Source organism: Pseudomonas sp. BW16M2, from assembly GCF_014268865.1.
In the GTDB taxonomy this organism is placed as follows: Bacteria; Pseudomonadota; Gammaproteobacteria; order Pseudomonadales; family Pseudomonadaceae; genus Aquipseudomonas; species Aquipseudomonas peradeniyensis.
Genome location: NZ_JABWRI010000013.1, coordinates 53,652 through 68,557 on the forward strand (window position 1 = coordinate 53,652; position 14,906 = coordinate 68,557).

Below are 14,906 nucleotides of genomic sequence, written 5' to 3' on the forward strand. Positions count from 1 at the left end.
AAAACTATTACAAAAGCTGTAACAGGTGCGGCAGGGCATTTTTGTTCAATACGCCCGTCACGGTTTTAGCCAGGATAGCCACACCCTCCTCCAACATGGAAACCTCCGATGAGCCTGACATTGTCCATGGCGGCCTTTGCCCTGGCCGCCTCCATCTCCCCCGGACCGGTCAACATCGTTGCCCTCGGTAGCGGCGCACGCCATGGCTTGCGGGCCAGCATCGGGCATGCGGCTGGCGCCACCCTGGGTTTCTGCCTGCTGCTGGTGCTGGTGGGACTGGGCGTGCATGAACTATTGCTGCGCTGGCCCTTGCTGGGGCGGCTGCTGCACGGGGGTGGCGTGCTGTTTCTGCTGTACATGGCCTGGAAGCTGGCCAGTGATGATGGCGGACTGGGCGCCGACGATACCCGGCGAGCGCCCAGCGCCTGGCACGGCGCGGCCATGCAGTGGCTGAGCCCCAAGGCCTGGCTGGCGGCGGTGGCCGGGATCGGTGCCTACACCGGCGGCGAGCAGCAGTTGCTGTGGCAGTTCACCTGGATCTACGGGCCGATCTGCTTCCTTTCCGTGGCCAGCTGGGCCTGGGCTGGCAGCGTGATCCGTCAGTACCTGGGTGAGCCGTGGCGTATGCGCCTGTTGAATCGGGTGCTGGCGGGGTTGCTGGTGGCGAGCGCATTGTACCTGATGGTGTGATCCTGCCTTTCAGCCATTGCGGTAATGCCCCGGCGTGGTCGCCAGGTGGCGCTTGAAGGCCCGCTGCAGGTGCGCCTGGTCGGCGAATCCCGCCTCCAGCGCCACCTCGGCGATCGGCCTGCCGCCCCGCAGTTGCGCCCGGGCGTGCTGCACCCGCTGGTCGAGCAGGTAGCCATGGGGCGTCAGGCCGAAGCGCTTGCCGAACGCGCGGATCAGGTAGGCCCGTGACAGCCCCGCTGCGGCGCAGATGTCCTCCAGTGTCAGCGGGTCGAGGCGATGGGCGCGGATGAACGCGGCGGCCAGCTCAAGGCGTGGGTGGCGTGCGGGCTGGTCGCTCGCGTCGGCCTCCAGCACCTGCGGCAAGCCCCTGAAGAACGCCTCCAACTGCGCCTCCCGACCTTCGTTGCCAGGCTCGAACAGCCCGGCAAACAGCGCCAGCAACTGCCCGTACAGCACCGTCGATGAGCTCAAGGTCGCCGAGGGCAGCGCGAAGCCACGCGCCAGCAGCCAGGGCATGTCGACGAACAGCATCAGGTACGACCAGGGCTCGCCCTGGATCGGATTGCAGGTGTGCACCACGCCCGGGTTCATCAACACCGTGGTTCCCGCCGCCACCTCGTGCCGGGCGTTGCCGGTCAGATAGGTGCTGCGCCCGCCGGTGATCACGCCAATGGAGAAGCTCTCGTGGGAATGGGCGGCGTAGCACACCTGGCGGCCGTCTCCCACGCGCCGGGCCTCGACGAAGGGCAATGCCGGATCACGCCAGAACCGCGAGACCTCGATCATCGCCCCGCCCTCACCCCTCGCCGCCCTGCACCACCACCAGTAACTGCGCCTGGCGCTCGCCGACCGAACGCAGGCGGTGCGGAGTCTGGGCATTGAAATGCAGGGCGTCACCCGCCTCCAGCAGCACCCGCTCGCTCATGAAGTCCACCTCCACCTGCCCCTCGTGGACGAACAAAAACTCCTCGCCTTCGTGTTCCTTGAAAGTCGGGTCGCTGAACGCGGTCGGCGGTTGGATCAGGAACGGCAACAGGCTGCGCTGGCCAACCTGGGAGGTCAGCACCGCATACCCCGGCCCCTCGCCGCCGCCTACCAACGCCTGGCGCTCGCCGCGACGCACCAGGCTGTAGCGCGCCTGGCCGTCGTGCTCGCCGTCGAACAGCTCCTCGACATTGACGTTCAGCGCCCGTGCCAGCTTCAGCGCGGCGGCGATCGACGGCGTGTTGAGGCCGCGCTCGACCTTGGACAGGTAGCTCTTGGTCATGCCGGACTTCTCAGCCAGCTGCTCAAGGGTGATGCCCAGTTTCTTTCTCAGCAGTTTCAGTCGGATAGACATGTGACGCGGGTTTCCCGAACAAACGCACTTGCTTATGACACTTTGTGTCATATAGGATTATTTGTGTCATCTGATGGCTCGCCCCCTCACCGTCCAAAGCTCGGGGGCGAGCCAGCCCTGACATCCGTCATCACGCCACAGAGGAAAGCTCCCCATGGCCAATACCCTTAACCTCAGCAAAGACCAGCTGGTGCAAAAGGCACTGACACAGATGCAAGGCTCGCTTGCCGATAATACGTGGACTGTGCGCGAAAAGCTGGCCCTGACCTGCCGAATTCTCTTCGACCACGGCCACGACTCGGGCCTGGCCGGGCAGATCAGCGCCCGCGGCCCGCAGCCGGGCACCTTCTACACCCAGCAACTGGGCCTGGGCTTCGACGAAATCACCGCCGGCAACCTGCTGCTGGTCAACGAAGACCTCGAAGTGCTCGAAGGCCAGGGCATGCCCAACCCCGCCAACCGCTTCCACAGCTGGGTGTACCGCGCCCGCCCCGACGTCAACTGCATCATCCACACCCACCCCACCCATGTCGCCGCGCTGTCGATGCTCGAAATGCCGCTGCAGGTCTCGCACATGGACCTGTGCCCGCTGTACGAGGACTGCGCGTTCCTCGAAGCCTGGCCGGGCGTGCCGGTGGGCAACGAGGAAGGCGAGATCATCAGCGCCGCCCTGGGCGACAAGCGCGCCATCCTGCTCTCGCACCACGGCCAGCTGTCCACCGGCACCAGCATCGAGCAGGCCTGCGTCTACGCCCAACTGATCGAGCGCGCCGCGCGCCTGCAACTGCTGGCGATGGCCGCCGGCACCATCAAGCCGATCGCCCCGGAGCTCGGCCGCGACGCCCACGACTGGATCGACCGGCCCAAGCGCCACGGCGCCGCCTTCAACTATTACGCCCGGCAGGCCCTGCGCCAGCACACCGATTGCCTCGCCTGACCCTACCTTGCCTTGCTTGCGGAGCCACACACCATGACCACTCGATTCCACGGCATCATCGGCTACACCATCACCCCGTTCACCCAGGACGGTGAACAGCTTGACCTGCCGGCCCTGGGCCGCTCCATCGACCGCCTGATCGACGGCGACGTCCACGCCATCGCGCCGCTGGGCAGCACCGGCGAAGGCGCCTACCTGAGCGACGGCGAATGGCAGCAGGTCGCCCAGTACAGCCTGGAGCGCATTGGCAAACGCGTGCCGAGCATCGTCAGCGTCTCCGACCTGACCACCGCCGGCGCCGTGCGCCGCGCCCGCTTCGCCCAGCAACACGGCGCCGACGCGGTGATGGTGCTGCCGGCGGCCTACTGGAAGCTCAGCGAGGCCGAGATCGTCCAGCACTACCGCGCCATCGGCGCGGCCATCGATCTGCCGATCATGCTCTACAACAACCCGGCCACCAGCGGCACCGACATGCCGGTGGAGCTGATCCTGCGCATCGTGCGCGAAGTCGACAACGTGACCATGGTCAAGGAGAGCACCGGCGACATCCAGCGCATGCACAAGCTGCACTTGCTCGGCGAGGGCCAGGTGCCGTTCTACAACGGCTGCAACCCGCTGGCGCTGGAGGCCTTCGTGGCGGGTGCCGCGGGCTGGTGCACGGCGGCGCCCAACCTGATTCCCGAACTGAACCTGCGGCTGTACCAGGCGGTGCAGAACGGTGAACTGGAGCAGGCCAAAGCGCTGTTCTACCGCCAGCTGCCGTTGCTCGACTTCATCCTCAAGGGGGGCTTGCCAGCGACCATCAAGGCGGGCCTGGAGATGACCGGGTTACCGGTAGGTGAACCGCGTCGGCCGGTGTTCGGGCTGGATGCCCAGGGCCGCGACCAACTGAAGGCGCTGCTCGACGCCTTGCGTCAGGGCTGACATCGTCACCAGACCTGTGGGGGGCCACTCCCACAGGTCATCTACACACTTGAGAACACCGCCTGATCCGGACGGTGTCCTGATCAGCGCTGGCGCGCCACCTGCCACAACCGCGCCACATCCCCTGCCCGCGCCTGCAGCAACGTCTCGGCCTGGACACAGGCCTGCTCCAAGGTCATCGGTCCGCTGGCCAAGGCAAAGGCGGCATCGATGCCCTGTGCGTACAACTGCTCGTAACCGGCACCCAGGGTCCCCGCCAACACCACCACCGGCACGCCGTGACGCTTGGCCACCCGCGCCACCCCAAGCGGCGTCTTGCCGCGCAAGGTCTGGGCATCGAAGCGCCCTTCGCCGGTAATCACCAGGTCCGCCCCCTGCACCAGGCCATCGAGCCCGGCCAGCTCGGCAACCACCTCGACGCCCGGGCGGAACTGCGCGCCCATGAACGCCTTGGCGGCAAACCCCATGCCCCCGGCCGCGCCGCTACCCGGCTCGTCACGCACATCCCTGCCCAGCAAACCCGCGCAATGATCGGCGAAATGCGCCAGGGCCCGGTCCAGGGCCTGCACCTGCTCAGGGCTGGCGCCCTTCTGCGGGCCGAAAATTGCCGAGGCACCGTTGTCACCGCACAACGGGTTGTCGACATCGGCGGCAACCTCCACCTGGACCTGCGCCAGACGTGGGTCCAGGTCGCTGGCGTCGATGCGCGCCAATTGCGCCAGGGCCAGTCCGCCCTCGGCCAACGGCTCGCCCTGGGCGTCCAGCAAGCGCAGGCCCAACGCCCGCAGCATGCCGCTGCCACCGTCGTTGGTGGCGCTGCCGCCGATGGCCAGGACGATGCGCGAGGCACCGGCCGTCAGCGCCGCCGCCACCAGTTCGCCGGTGCCCCAGGTGCTGCTGCGGCAAGCATCGCGCTGGCCGTTGGGCACCAGCTGGATGCCACTGGCCTGGGCCATCTCGATCACCGCCGTGCGGCTCTCGGCCAGCCAGCCCCAGCCCGCCTCGACCGGCTCGCACAATGGGCCGCGCACCACTTGGCGGCGCAGTTCGCCATGGCTGGCGGCGACGATGGCCTCCATGGTGCCTTCGCCGCCATCGGCCATCGGGCATTCGATGCACTCGGCCGCCGGCCAGACCTCGGCCAGGCCGGCGGCGATGGCGCGGGCGACACCGGCGGCGTCGAGGCTGTCCTTGAACGAATCGGGGGCGATGACGATCTTCATGGGGATTCTCCTGTCCTGTTGCCGTGCATGCTGACAGGTGTACGCCACGCCAGCCTCGGTCGAATGCACAAAACGCAGGGGCGTTGATTGGGCGGATGCCTCTACAGCCCCTTTGCCGGCAACAACTGCAATCCCAAATACAGGCTCAGCATCCCCTCCATCCGCAACGGATCCACCTCCCCCAGCTCGGCGATCCGCTCCAGCCGATAACGCAGGCTGTTGCGATGGATCCCCAGCGCCTCGGCGCAGGCCTGGCTCTGCCCGTCATGGGCGCACCAGGCGCGCAGGGTGAGCAGCAGCTGGCCGCTGGCATCCCTGGCGCGGATGCGCTGCAACGGTTCGAGCAGCTCATCCAGCGCATCATCGTTGCGATGCCGCCAGAGCAGCGCCGGCAGGCGGTAGCGCGCCAGGCTCAGCAGACGCTCATCGGGCAGCACTTCGCGGCCATAGGCCAGCAGGTCGCGAACCCGCCGGTAACCACGGCGCAATTGCTCCAGGCTCTGCGCCGGGCTGCCCAGGGCCAGGCGTTCGACGTCCCAGCCATGGCGCTGCAGGCGCTCGAACAGGCGCGGCTCATCCAGCACCACGCCCGCCGGGCGGCACCACAGCAGCGACTGGCGCGCGGGGCTGACGCACCAGCTGTCCGGATAGCGGCTCATCAGCCAGGCCGACAGGACCTCGGCTGGAGGCCCGGCGCGCAGCTCGAACAGGGAGGGAATCCGTGGCAGGTTAGGCTTGAGCCCCAGTTGCTGGGCCTCGTCGACCAGGCGCGGTGACTCACCGCTGCCGCCCAGCAGCAGCGCCAGCAGGTCGTCACAGCGCTGGCGGCGCCATTGCTGTTCCACCTGCAGGTGACGCTGGGCCAGCAGCATCTCGGCGGTCATGCGCACCAGTTCCCCGTAGGTGCGCAGTTGCTGCGGATCACCGGTCAGCCCCAGCACGCCGATCAGCCGGCCATCGAGCATCAGCGGCAGGTTGACGCCAGGCTGCACGCCCTTCAGGCACTTGGCCGCCTCCCCGTCCAGCTCGACGATGCGGCCGTTGGCCAGCACCAGCTGCGCGCCTTCGTGGCGGGTATTGATGCGCTCGGGCTCGCCACTGCCGAGGATCAGGCCTTGGCTGTCCATCACGTTGACGTTGCACGGCAGGATGGCCATCGCCCGGTTGACGATGTCCTGGGCCAGGTCGTGGTCCAGCTCGAACATTGCAAGGGTCCTTCGACTTTGGTCGGCGGCACAGCAGCCTGTACCTGAAGCTGTGCAAAAGCACAAAGACAGCCGCGCTACACTCCCCGAGACTGCTCAAGGCGAGCGCCGGCACAGGCGACGCGGTGACAACCATAACAACAGAGAACCCGATCATGGCACACAGCCCCGCCCCTGACCAAGGCATCGAGATCACCCGCAACGCGCTGTACCGGCGCATCACCCTGCGGCTGATCCCGTTCATTTTCATCTGCTACCTGTTCAACTACCTGGACCGCGTCAACGTCGGCTTCGCCAAGCTGCAGATGCTCGACGCGCTGAAATTCAGCGAAACCGTGTACGGCCTCGGCGCCGGCATCTTCTTCATCGGCTACGTGCTCTGCGGCCTGCCCAGCAACCTGGCGCTCAACCGCTTCGGCCCGCGGCGCTGGATCGCGCTGATGATGATCGCCTGGGGCAGCCTGTCCACCTGCCTGCTGTTCGTCACCACCCCCACCGAGTTCTATGCCCTGCGCCTGCTCACCGGCGCCGCCGAGGCGGGCTTCTTCCCCGGCGTGGTGCTGTACCTCTCGCGCTGGTTCCCGGCGGACCGCCGCGGCCGCATCATGGCCCTGTTCATGTCGGCGATCCCGGTGTCCGGCCTGCTCGGCGGCCCGTTCTCCGGCTGGATCCTCGAACACTTCGCCGCCGGCCAGCATGGCCTGGCCGGCTGGCAGTGGATGTTCCTGATCCAGGGGCTGCCTACCGTGGTGCTCGGCGCGCTGGCCATCGTGCTGCTCAGCGACGGTTACCAGACCGCCAAGTGGCTGAGCCCGGCCGAGCGCCAGCTGATCGAGGCGGACCTCAAGGCCGACGCCGCCAGCAAGCCGGCCACCCGCGGTGACAGCGTGCTGTCGGTGCTGGCCAACCCGCTGATCTGGACCTTCGGTTTCGTCTACTTCTGCATCCAGAGCGGCGTCTACGCCATCAACTTCTGGCTGCCGTCGATCATCAAGAACATGGGCTTCGACAACCCGCTGCTGATCGGCTGGCTGAGCGCCATCCCGTACCTGCTGGCGGGTGTGTTCATGATCCTGGTCGGCCGTTCGGCGGACCTGCGCAACGAGCGCCGCTGGCACCTGGTGGTGCCGATGCTGATGGGTGCCGTGGGCCTGCTGATCGCGGTGAACTTCGCCGGCAACCCGCCCATCGCCATCCTCGGCCTGTCCATCGCCACCATGGGCGCGTTGACCGGCCTGCCGATGTTCTGGCCGATGCCGACCGCGCTGCTGACCGCCGGCACCGCCGTGGCGGGCCTGGCGATCATCAACTCGGTGGGGCAGATGGCCGGTTTCCTCAGCCCTTACCTGGTGGGGTTCATCAAGGACCAGACCGGTTCGACCGACGCGGCGCTGTATGCGCTGGCGGGGTTGATCGTGGTCGGCAGCCTGGTGGCGTTGCGGGTATCGCGGGGTGGTAGTGCCGTGTTGGCTGGAGCCCGCTAGACAGCAGACAACCTCATCGCGGGGCAAGCCCGCTCCCACGCCCGTAGCCAGCCGGCACAGGATCTGTGGGAGCGGGCTTGCCCCGCGATGGTCATAACGCTAGTTGCGAGGCTTCCACCCCGCCTCGTGCAACGCCGTCAACAGCAAATCCCCCTCCAGCGCCGGCACCACCATCCCGCCCTTGCCCTGCATCGTCCGCCCCGCCAGCAAGGCATTGACGATCGCCTCCTCCACCGCTTCCGCCGCCGCCAGGAACAACCCCGAGATATGGTCGTTGTTGAGCATTTGCACGCCTGTGCACTGGGCCAGCCCCTTGCGCCCGTAGTCAGCGGGCGGCAATCCCTGGTTGCCGGTGGAAAACGCCAGGAAGATATCGCCGCTGGAGTCCTCGGTACCGCCACCGGTGCGGGCGATGCCGATCGACGCCCGCTGCGCCAGGCGCTGGCACTGGTGCGGCAGCAACGGCGCGTCGGTGGCGATCACCACCACGATCGAACCCATCCCCGGAGTGCCCGCCTCGGCCTCGGCAAAGGGCGACGGCAGATGCCCCAGCTGACGCCCGACCGGGTACCCGTCGACCCGCAGCTCGCGCCGCTGGCCATGGTTGGCCTGGACCAGGACACCGACGGTCCAGCCCCCCTGCCCGTCCTCCAGGCGCCGCGAGGCGGTGCCGATGCCCCCCTTGAACTCGTGGCAGATCATCCCCGTGCCGCCACCCACCGGGCCTTCCTGCACCGGTCCTGACTCCGCGGCCTGCTGCGCCTGGCGCACCTGCGCCGGCGTCACGTGCTGGCCCCAGATGTCATTGAGCAGGCCATCGTAGGTTTCCATCACCACCGGCATGCACCAGTACACCGCGTCGTCCGGCAGACGCTCGCGCTCGGCGGCGATCAGCGCGTCGCGCACCACGCCGACGCTATGGGTGTTGGTGATGGCGATCGGCGTGGTCAGCAGCCCGGCCTCGCGGATCCACTCCAGCCCCGTGGCGTCGCCGTTGCCGTTGAGCACATGGCAGCCGGCGAAGCACGGCTGCTGCCGGGCCGCGCCCGCACGCGGCTCGATCAGGGTCACCCCGGTGCGGATCGGCGCCGGGCGTTGTTCATCGATCAGGGTACTGTGGCCGACCCGTACCCCCGGTACGTCGGTGATGGCATTGAACGGGCCCGGGGTGCCGTGGCCGAGGGTGATGCCCAGTTGACGCGCACGCATGTGTACTCCTTGGTTGCTCATAATTTCTGGAAGGTCGGGCTGAGCCGGCCGTGGGTGCTGTACAGCGTCACCGACACAGCCAGCAGCCCGAGAATGATCGACAGGTCGCGCAGCGATGCTTCGCGTAGCAAGGTCACCAGCAGCCAGCCGGCGCCGCTGACCGCCAGCAGGGCCGGCAATGGCCACAGCGGCATGCGGTACGGGTGCTCGCGGTCGCGTCGCAGTACCCGGCTGCACAGCGCGCAGGCCGCCACCACCAGGTAGATCAGCAGCAACAGCAGCACGGTGAACGAGGTCAGTTGTTCCAGGCTGCCGGACAGGCTCAGCAACGCCGACGGCACGGCCAGGAACAGGGTCGCCAGCCACGGCGACTCCCAGCGCGGGTGGATCAGCGTGAAGGCGCGATTAAGCGATGGTGTCCAGATCGCATCGCGGCCGCTGCTGTACACCACCCGGCCGACCTGGATGACGATGGCGACGATGGCGTTGAACACCGAGAGGAAGATCCCGGCGCTGACCAGCCGCGCCAGGGTCTGGTTGCCGTGGGCGGTGAGCAGGTAGCCGATCGGGTCGCCGCTGGCCAGCATCGCCTGCAGCGACGGCGCGCCGATCAGCAGCGCCGCCAGTGGAATCACCTCGATCGCCACCACGACGACCAACGACCACAACACCGCCCGGTGCACGGTACGGCCACGGTCCTTCATGTCCTCGGCCAGCAGCACCGCGCCGCCGTAGCCGTTGAAGGCGAACAGGGCCATGCCCACCGCCCCCAGCACCAGCGCCCAAGGCGCGACGACCAGGCTGCCCTGCTCGAGCATCTGCGGTTGCAGCAGGCTTGCCACCGGCTGGCTGGCATTGCCGAACCCCAGTGTCACGATCACCAGCAGCGCGGCGACTTCGCAGAACAGGAACAACCCGGTGATCCAGGCGTTCAGGCGAATATTGAGAATGCCCAGCGCATAGCTCGACACCACGATCACCAGGGCCACCGCCTGGGTGTCGAACGTGGTACCCAGGGCGTTGTTCAGGTAGGTGGCGGCACCGGCGGCGAGCACCGGCGGGATGAACAGCATCGAAGCCAGCACGGTGAGGAAGGTGGCGTAGCCGGCCAGCCCGCCGAACACCCGCTTGGCGTACACGTATTCGCCACCGGCGGAGCTGTGGGCACGCCCCAGCTCGGCGTAGCACCAGGCGAACATCAGCGCCAGGACCGCCGCCATGATGAACGAGAGAAAGGCGCCGCTGCCGGCCTGCTGGATGGCGAACGGGGCGATGACGAACACGGAACTGGCCGGGGTCACCGCCGACACGGTGATGGCGACCACGTCGAACACCCCCAGCCGTTGCTGGAGTGCGCCCGTGGGCGCTGCGCTGGAGCTCATGGCGTTTTTCCTCTGGTTGTTATTGGTTGTGAGGGGAAAACCGGTCACGCGGCCGCAGGACCTGGGCTGGAATGTAGGGCGAATGGATAGCTGGGCCAATTACCCTTAGGGGGTACGCCCCTTGACGCAGAGGTGGAAAGATCTGAACACTGCAGGTGCCTTGTCGCGGGCAAGTCCGCTTCCACAATCCTCATGGCGCCACCGCATGCACAACCTGTTCACCGAAGCCAGCACCCACGCAGGCCTCGCCCGCACCGTCGAGCAGATCGGTCAGCCACGCTTCTGGCGCCAGTTGATCCTGCTGTTGCAGCAGTGGCTGGCGTTCGACAATGCGCTGGCAATGTTCTACCCCCGCGCCGGCCTGCCCCGGACACTGGAGATCTTCGATGCCCAGGGCGAAGGCAACCCCGAGGCCATGGCCATGTACCTGAGCGGCCTGTACCAGCTCGACCCGTTCTACCAGGCCTGCCAGGAGCGCATCGGCGACGGCCTGCACCGGCTCGAGGAAGTGGCACCGGACCAGTTCCGCCAGAGCGAGTACTACCTCAAGTACTTCCACGACCATGTGCTGGAAGACGAGGTGCAGTTCATCGTGCAGTTGGCTGACAGTGGCGCCCTGTCGCTGTCGCTGGGACGCCGCGAGCGGTTCGACAGCGCCAGCCATGGCTTGCTGGCGGTGGTGTGCCCGTGGGTGGTCGCGCTGATGGCCCAGCACTGGCTGCAGCAGAGCCTGCGCCCAGCGCCCGTGGCAGGCATGGCCCATCAGGTGCGCGACGCCATGAGCCTGTTTGGGGCCAAGGTATTGTCGGAGCGCGAGCTGGAGATTGCCCGGCTGATCCTGCGGGGGTATTCATCCAAGGCCATGGCCGAGCGCCTGGCCATTTCCCCGGAAACAATCAAGGTCCATCGCCGGCATCTCTACGCCAAGCTGGATATTTCGTCGCAACCGGAGTTGTTCTCGTTGTTCCTGCAATCGCTGGGGCATGATCCGCAGGATCCCTGAGCCCGCCGCACAGCGTTTGCCAAGACACTCACGGACGCGCCGGATCTGCCAGCCCCTGCCAGGCACGCAGCACGGCGTAGCCACGCCAGGGCCGCCAATCCTGCGCGGCCTGTATCGCGGCCCTGGCGCTGTTGACGCCCAAGGCCTTCTGCAGTGCCACGTCACCCGCCGGAAACGCATCGGGCCAGCGCAATGCGCGCAAGGCGATGTACTGGGCCGTCCAGTCGCCGATGCCGGGCAAGGTACGCAACTGGGCGCAGGTGGCCGCGACATCGACGCCGGGGCTCAGCACCAGGCGCCCTTCCCCCACGGCCTCGGCCAGGGCCTTGAGCGCGCCCTGGCGCTGGCGCGTGATGCCCAGGCGGCCAAGGGCATCGCCGCTGGCCGCCGCGAGGCTGGCCGGCGTGGGGAACAGACGGTCCAACGCTGCAACGGGGGTCTGGATGGGTTCGCCAAAAGCGCCGACCAGGCGCGCGCCCAGCGTGCGCGCTGCGGCCACGGTGATCTGCTGGCCAAGCACGGCACGCACCGCCAGCTCAAAACCGTCCAGCGTACCGGGCACACGCATGCCTTCGCTCGCCGGGAACGCGGCCTGCAACACACTGTGGATCGCCAACGGGTCGGCATCCAGGTCGAACGCGGCCCGCACGCGGTTGATCAGCGTGGGCAGTACGCCTGCCAGGCTGTCACTGATGGTCACCTGCGCCTGGGCACGCTGGTCGTCAAGGCTCACACTGAGCCAGCCGCTGCACGCCTGCTGGCCTTGCACGAGGCGCAGGGTGCGCATGTACTGCCGGCCCTCCACCCATTCCAGGCCCGGGATGGCGCGCAGGCGCAGGAAGCCCAGCATCGCCTCCGCGTCATAGGGCGGGCGCCAGCCCAGGCGAATGCTCACCCCTTGCCCATTGGCGTTCGAGCGGGCGCGGCGCAACGTGCTGGGGTTCAGGCCATAATGCTGGAAGAACGCATCGTTGAAGCGCCGCACACTGCCAAAGCCACTGGCCAACGCCACCTGGGTCATCGGCAGCTGCGTGTCGGCGATCAGTTGCTTGGCCGCCAGCAGCCGACGTGTCTGCAAGTACTGCAGCGGCGAGACCCCGAAATGCGCCTCGAAGATGCGTCGCAGGTGACGGTCGCTCACCCCCAGGTGCCGGGCGATGTCGACCATCGTACGCACGCTCTGCGGCTCGTCCAGCATGCGCGCCGCCTGCACGGCCAGGATGCGCGAGGCATCCTCGGTGCTCCACGCCACCGCACGCGGCGCGAGCTCAGGGCGGCAGCGCAGGCACGGCCTGAAGCCCGCCGCCTCGGCCTGGGCGGCATGCCGGTAGAAACGCAGGTTGTCGCGCCGTGGCGTCTTCACCCGGCACACCGGCCGGCAATAGATGCCGGTGCTGGTGACCGCGGCGAAAAAGGCGCCATCGAAGCGCGCGTCGTGCGCTTTCAGGGCCAGGTAGCAGGCGTCGCTTTCGGGGGAATCGATGAGGTTGGTCATGAGCGACATCCTATGCCCTGGATGCGCTTGAGGCTCGCCATTTTCGGACATATGGCTTGCAGGGTTTCCCCTGTCCCGCAGACAACAAAAAATCCGATGCCTTGCGGCATCGGATTCTCATCGATCGATCACCTCGGCAGGCCTCGACTGCCGGGCATCAGGCACGTCTGCCCGAAGCAGGTTCGATCAGGCGCCGGTCGGTGCCTGGCGGGTGCGTGCGGGCGCCTTGGTGCCGTTGATCAGCGGCCCGTAGCGTCGGCTGAACTCCTGGTTGTAGGGCACGTGGTCCTTGTTGACCCCGTTGTCCCAGTTGACCGACCAGGTCATCAGGCCCTTGATCGACACGCCCTTGGCGTACAGGCGCTTGAACGCGTTGGTCACCGCCGTCGGGTTGACCACATAGCCGGTGGCGGCGGCATCGACGTTGGCCGGCAGGCCGATGACGAACTTGTCGGCCGGGATCCGGGTGAAGCCGCGGGTGCCGCTGACCAGGCTTTCGGTCAGGTAGAAGAGGAAGTCCTCTTTGAGCGCATCGTTGTTCTGGGCGATCCAGGCGCCCCTGCCGTTGTTGGCCTCCTGCACCCACAGCCCGTCGCCACCCTGGTTGTAGAACTGCGGGGCGATGAAGTCGTAGTACCCCTCCAGTGCCTTGAGGTAATCGACGTAACGCCCGGCGCTGGTCAGGTAGGGGAACTCCGGTGCCATGCTGATAATGAAATGCTTGCCCTCGGCGGCATAGTGATCCTTAACCAGCTTCAGCGCGGCGGGCAGGACGGTCTTGTTGGCGGCGAAGTCGATCGCGCTCTGTTCAAGATCGATGTCCAGCCCGTCGAAACCGTAGGTTTCCACCAGGCGGATGATTTCATTGGCCAGCGGCTGTTCGTGGCCCGGGTTCAGTGCGATATGCGCATCGGCACCGCCCAGCGACATCAGCACCGCCCTGCCCTGGCTGTTGAGCACGCCGACCTGGCGGCGGAACTCGGCATCGGACAGGTTGTACGGCTTGAAGGTCGGGATGCCGCTGCCCTTCATGAACGCCACGGCCACCACGTTGTAGTCGCGCGGCACCTCCTCCAGGCTCATGTTGGCGAACTGCCCGCGCTGGTAGCCGTCCGCAGGGCCTGCCGGCCAGTTGTGCCAGTAGCCCATGAGGATCTTCTTGCCCTCGAGGCTGGGCATGCGCGAGGCGGCGTCGTCGCGCGCGGCCTTCAGTTGGGTAAAGTCAATCTTTGACATGTTCCAATCCTTTAGAACGTGTGGAAGATTCGCGGACTTACTTGAAGTCGACGTCGAAGGCCTGGTAGAAGGCGTTGCCGGTGTTGGCGACGATCCACATCAGGACGATCACATGACGGCCCTTCTTGTTGGCCGGCAGCTTCACTTCGTGGTCGACCTTGGCCTTCAGCTCGCCGGCATGGCTGTAGTACGGCACCTGCGGGTAGAAGTCCTCGGCGAACGGCTTGTCCTCCAGCTGCGCACGGGTGATGCGCTGTTTCGGATCCCAGCCGTCCTTGGTGATCAGCCAGCGGTAGCCGCGGGTGGTGTGCGGCGCGGTGTAGCGCCAGGTCACCTTGAACAGCTGCCCGGGGTCGACGTTCACCAGCGGCCAGGTGAAGGCGCGGTTGAGCTTCTTGCTCATCTCCTCGTCGGTGAAATTGACGCAGTCGCGGGCGTCGGTCTTGCCACCGCTGAGGATGTAGCCGTCGGCGGGCGGGGCGACGCTCGGGTTATCCGACTGGAACGGTGCGGGGAACGGGCCGGCCGCCAGGGCCGGGAAGTTCTTGCCGCCTTCCATTTCGTCGACCTGCCAGCCGCTCAGCACGCCGAGGTCGATGGCGACGGCGCCGCGGGAGGCCGGGGAAGTGACGCGGCCGTGGCGGAGTGGGTTCTGGTTTTGTGGTTGGTTCATGTTCATAGCTCCATAAGGTTTAAGAACTCTCCCTTTCCTAGGAAGAGGTCTTCAAATTAACGGAGCTGGATTTATTGTCCACGGGGCGATTTTGCGCACCGAAGCC

The 14,906-nt window shown here is 67.0% G+C and carries 14 protein-coding genes; 5 read left to right on the forward strand and 9 right to left on the reverse strand.

The genetic code is table 11. The features are described 5' to 3' along the window. Nucleotides 1-108: 108 nt before the first annotated feature. Nucleotides 109-690, forward strand: a complete 582-nt coding sequence (locus HU735_RS13855; RefSeq protein ID WP_186713948.1) for a LysE family translocator — start codon at nucleotides 109-111, stop codon at nucleotides 688-690. Nucleotides 691-699: 9 nt separating this feature from the next. Here the strand turns inward: HU735_RS13855 and HU735_RS13860 are convergent, their stop codons facing one another. Both HU735_RS13860 and HU735_RS13865 read right to left on the reverse strand, forming a co-directional pair. Next, complete coding sequence (locus HU735_RS13860; protein WP_186713949.1) at nucleotides 700-1,476, reverse strand: AraC family transcriptional regulator; 777 nt, start codon at nucleotides 1,474-1,476, stop codon at nucleotides 700-702. 10 nt (nucleotides 1,477-1,486) lie between these two features. Beyond that, complete coding sequence (locus tag HU735_RS13865; RefSeq protein WP_186713950.1) at nucleotides 1,487-2,029, reverse strand: XRE family transcriptional regulator; 543 nt, start codon at nucleotides 2,027-2,029, stop codon at nucleotides 1,487-1,489. 154 nt (nucleotides 2,030-2,183) lie between these two features. On the opposite strand from HU735_RS13865, the gene HU735_RS13870 reads away from it, so the two are divergent. Beyond that, nucleotides 2,184-2,966, forward strand: a complete 783-nt coding sequence (locus HU735_RS13870) for an aldolase (protein WP_186713951.1) — start codon at nucleotides 2,184-2,186, stop codon at nucleotides 2,964-2,966. 33 nt (nucleotides 2,967-2,999) lie between these two features. Beyond that, complete coding sequence (locus HU735_RS13875) at nucleotides 3,000-3,890, forward strand: dihydrodipicolinate synthase family protein (protein WP_186713952.1); 891 nt, start codon at nucleotides 3,000-3,002, stop codon at nucleotides 3,888-3,890. A gap of 83 nt (nucleotides 3,891-3,973) precedes the next feature. On the opposite strand, the gene HU735_RS13880 is transcribed toward HU735_RS13875, so the two are convergent. After that, nucleotides 3,974-5,113, reverse strand: coding sequence for a glycerate kinase (locus HU735_RS13880; protein WP_186713953.1), 1,140 nt, complete (start codon nucleotides 5,111-5,113; stop codon nucleotides 3,974-3,976). A gap of 101 nt (nucleotides 5,114-5,214) precedes the next feature. Then, the gene (locus HU735_RS13885; protein WP_186713954.1) at nucleotides 5,215-6,318 is read right to left on the reverse strand and encodes a sugar diacid recognition domain-containing protein; all 1,104 of its coding nucleotides are present in this window, start codon (nucleotides 6,316-6,318) and stop codon (nucleotides 5,215-5,217) included. 155 nt (nucleotides 6,319-6,473) lie between these two features. Here HU735_RS13885 and HU735_RS13890 point away from each other — a divergent pair, with 155 nt between their 5' ends. Beyond that, entirely contained in the window at nucleotides 6,474-7,802 is a 1,329-nt protein-coding gene (locus HU735_RS13890; protein ID WP_186713955.1) for an MFS transporter, read from the forward strand. A 99-nt stretch (nucleotides 7,803-7,901) separates the two neighbouring features. Here the strand turns inward: HU735_RS13890 and HU735_RS13895 are convergent, their stop codons facing one another. Continuing rightward, nucleotides 7,902-9,011: a P1 family peptidase gene (locus HU735_RS13895; RefSeq protein WP_186713956.1), complete on the reverse strand. Its 1,110-nt coding sequence runs from the start codon at nucleotides 9,009-9,011 to the stop codon at nucleotides 7,902-7,904. Between the two features lie 17 nt (nucleotides 9,012-9,028). Continuing rightward, on the reverse strand, nucleotides 9,029-10,393 hold the full coding sequence (locus HU735_RS13900) for an APC family permease (protein ID WP_186713957.1): 1,365 nt from the start codon (nucleotides 10,391-10,393) through the stop codon (nucleotides 9,029-9,031). Nucleotides 10,394-10,598: 205 nt separating this feature from the next. On the opposite strand from HU735_RS13900, the gene HU735_RS13905 reads away from it, so the two are divergent. Next, the gene (locus HU735_RS13905; RefSeq protein WP_186713958.1) at nucleotides 10,599-11,396 is read left to right on the forward strand and encodes a helix-turn-helix transcriptional regulator; all 798 of its coding nucleotides are present in this window, start codon (nucleotides 10,599-10,601) and stop codon (nucleotides 11,394-11,396) included. Nucleotides 11,397-11,424: 28 nt separating this feature from the next. Here HU735_RS13905 and HU735_RS13910 read toward each other — a convergent pair whose 3' ends face one another. The 3 genes from HU735_RS13910 to HU735_RS13920 form a co-directional block, all read right to left on the reverse strand. Continuing rightward, nucleotides 11,425-12,891 (reverse strand): AlkA N-terminal domain-containing protein, encoded by a 1,467-nt coding sequence (locus HU735_RS13910; protein ID WP_186713959.1) that lies wholly within the window; start codon nucleotides 12,889-12,891, stop codon nucleotides 11,425-11,427. Nucleotides 12,892-13,077: 186 nt separating this feature from the next. Next, on the reverse strand, nucleotides 13,078-14,127 hold the full coding sequence (locus HU735_RS13915) for a chitinase (RefSeq protein WP_186713960.1): 1,050 nt from the start codon (nucleotides 14,125-14,127) through the stop codon (nucleotides 13,078-13,080). 37 nt (nucleotides 14,128-14,164) lie between these two features. Then, nucleotides 14,165-14,800, reverse strand: a complete 636-nt coding sequence (locus tag HU735_RS13920) for a lytic polysaccharide monooxygenase auxiliary activity family 9 protein (protein ID WP_028689290.1) — start codon at nucleotides 14,798-14,800, stop codon at nucleotides 14,165-14,167. Nucleotides 14,801-14,906: the final 106 nt, after the last annotated feature.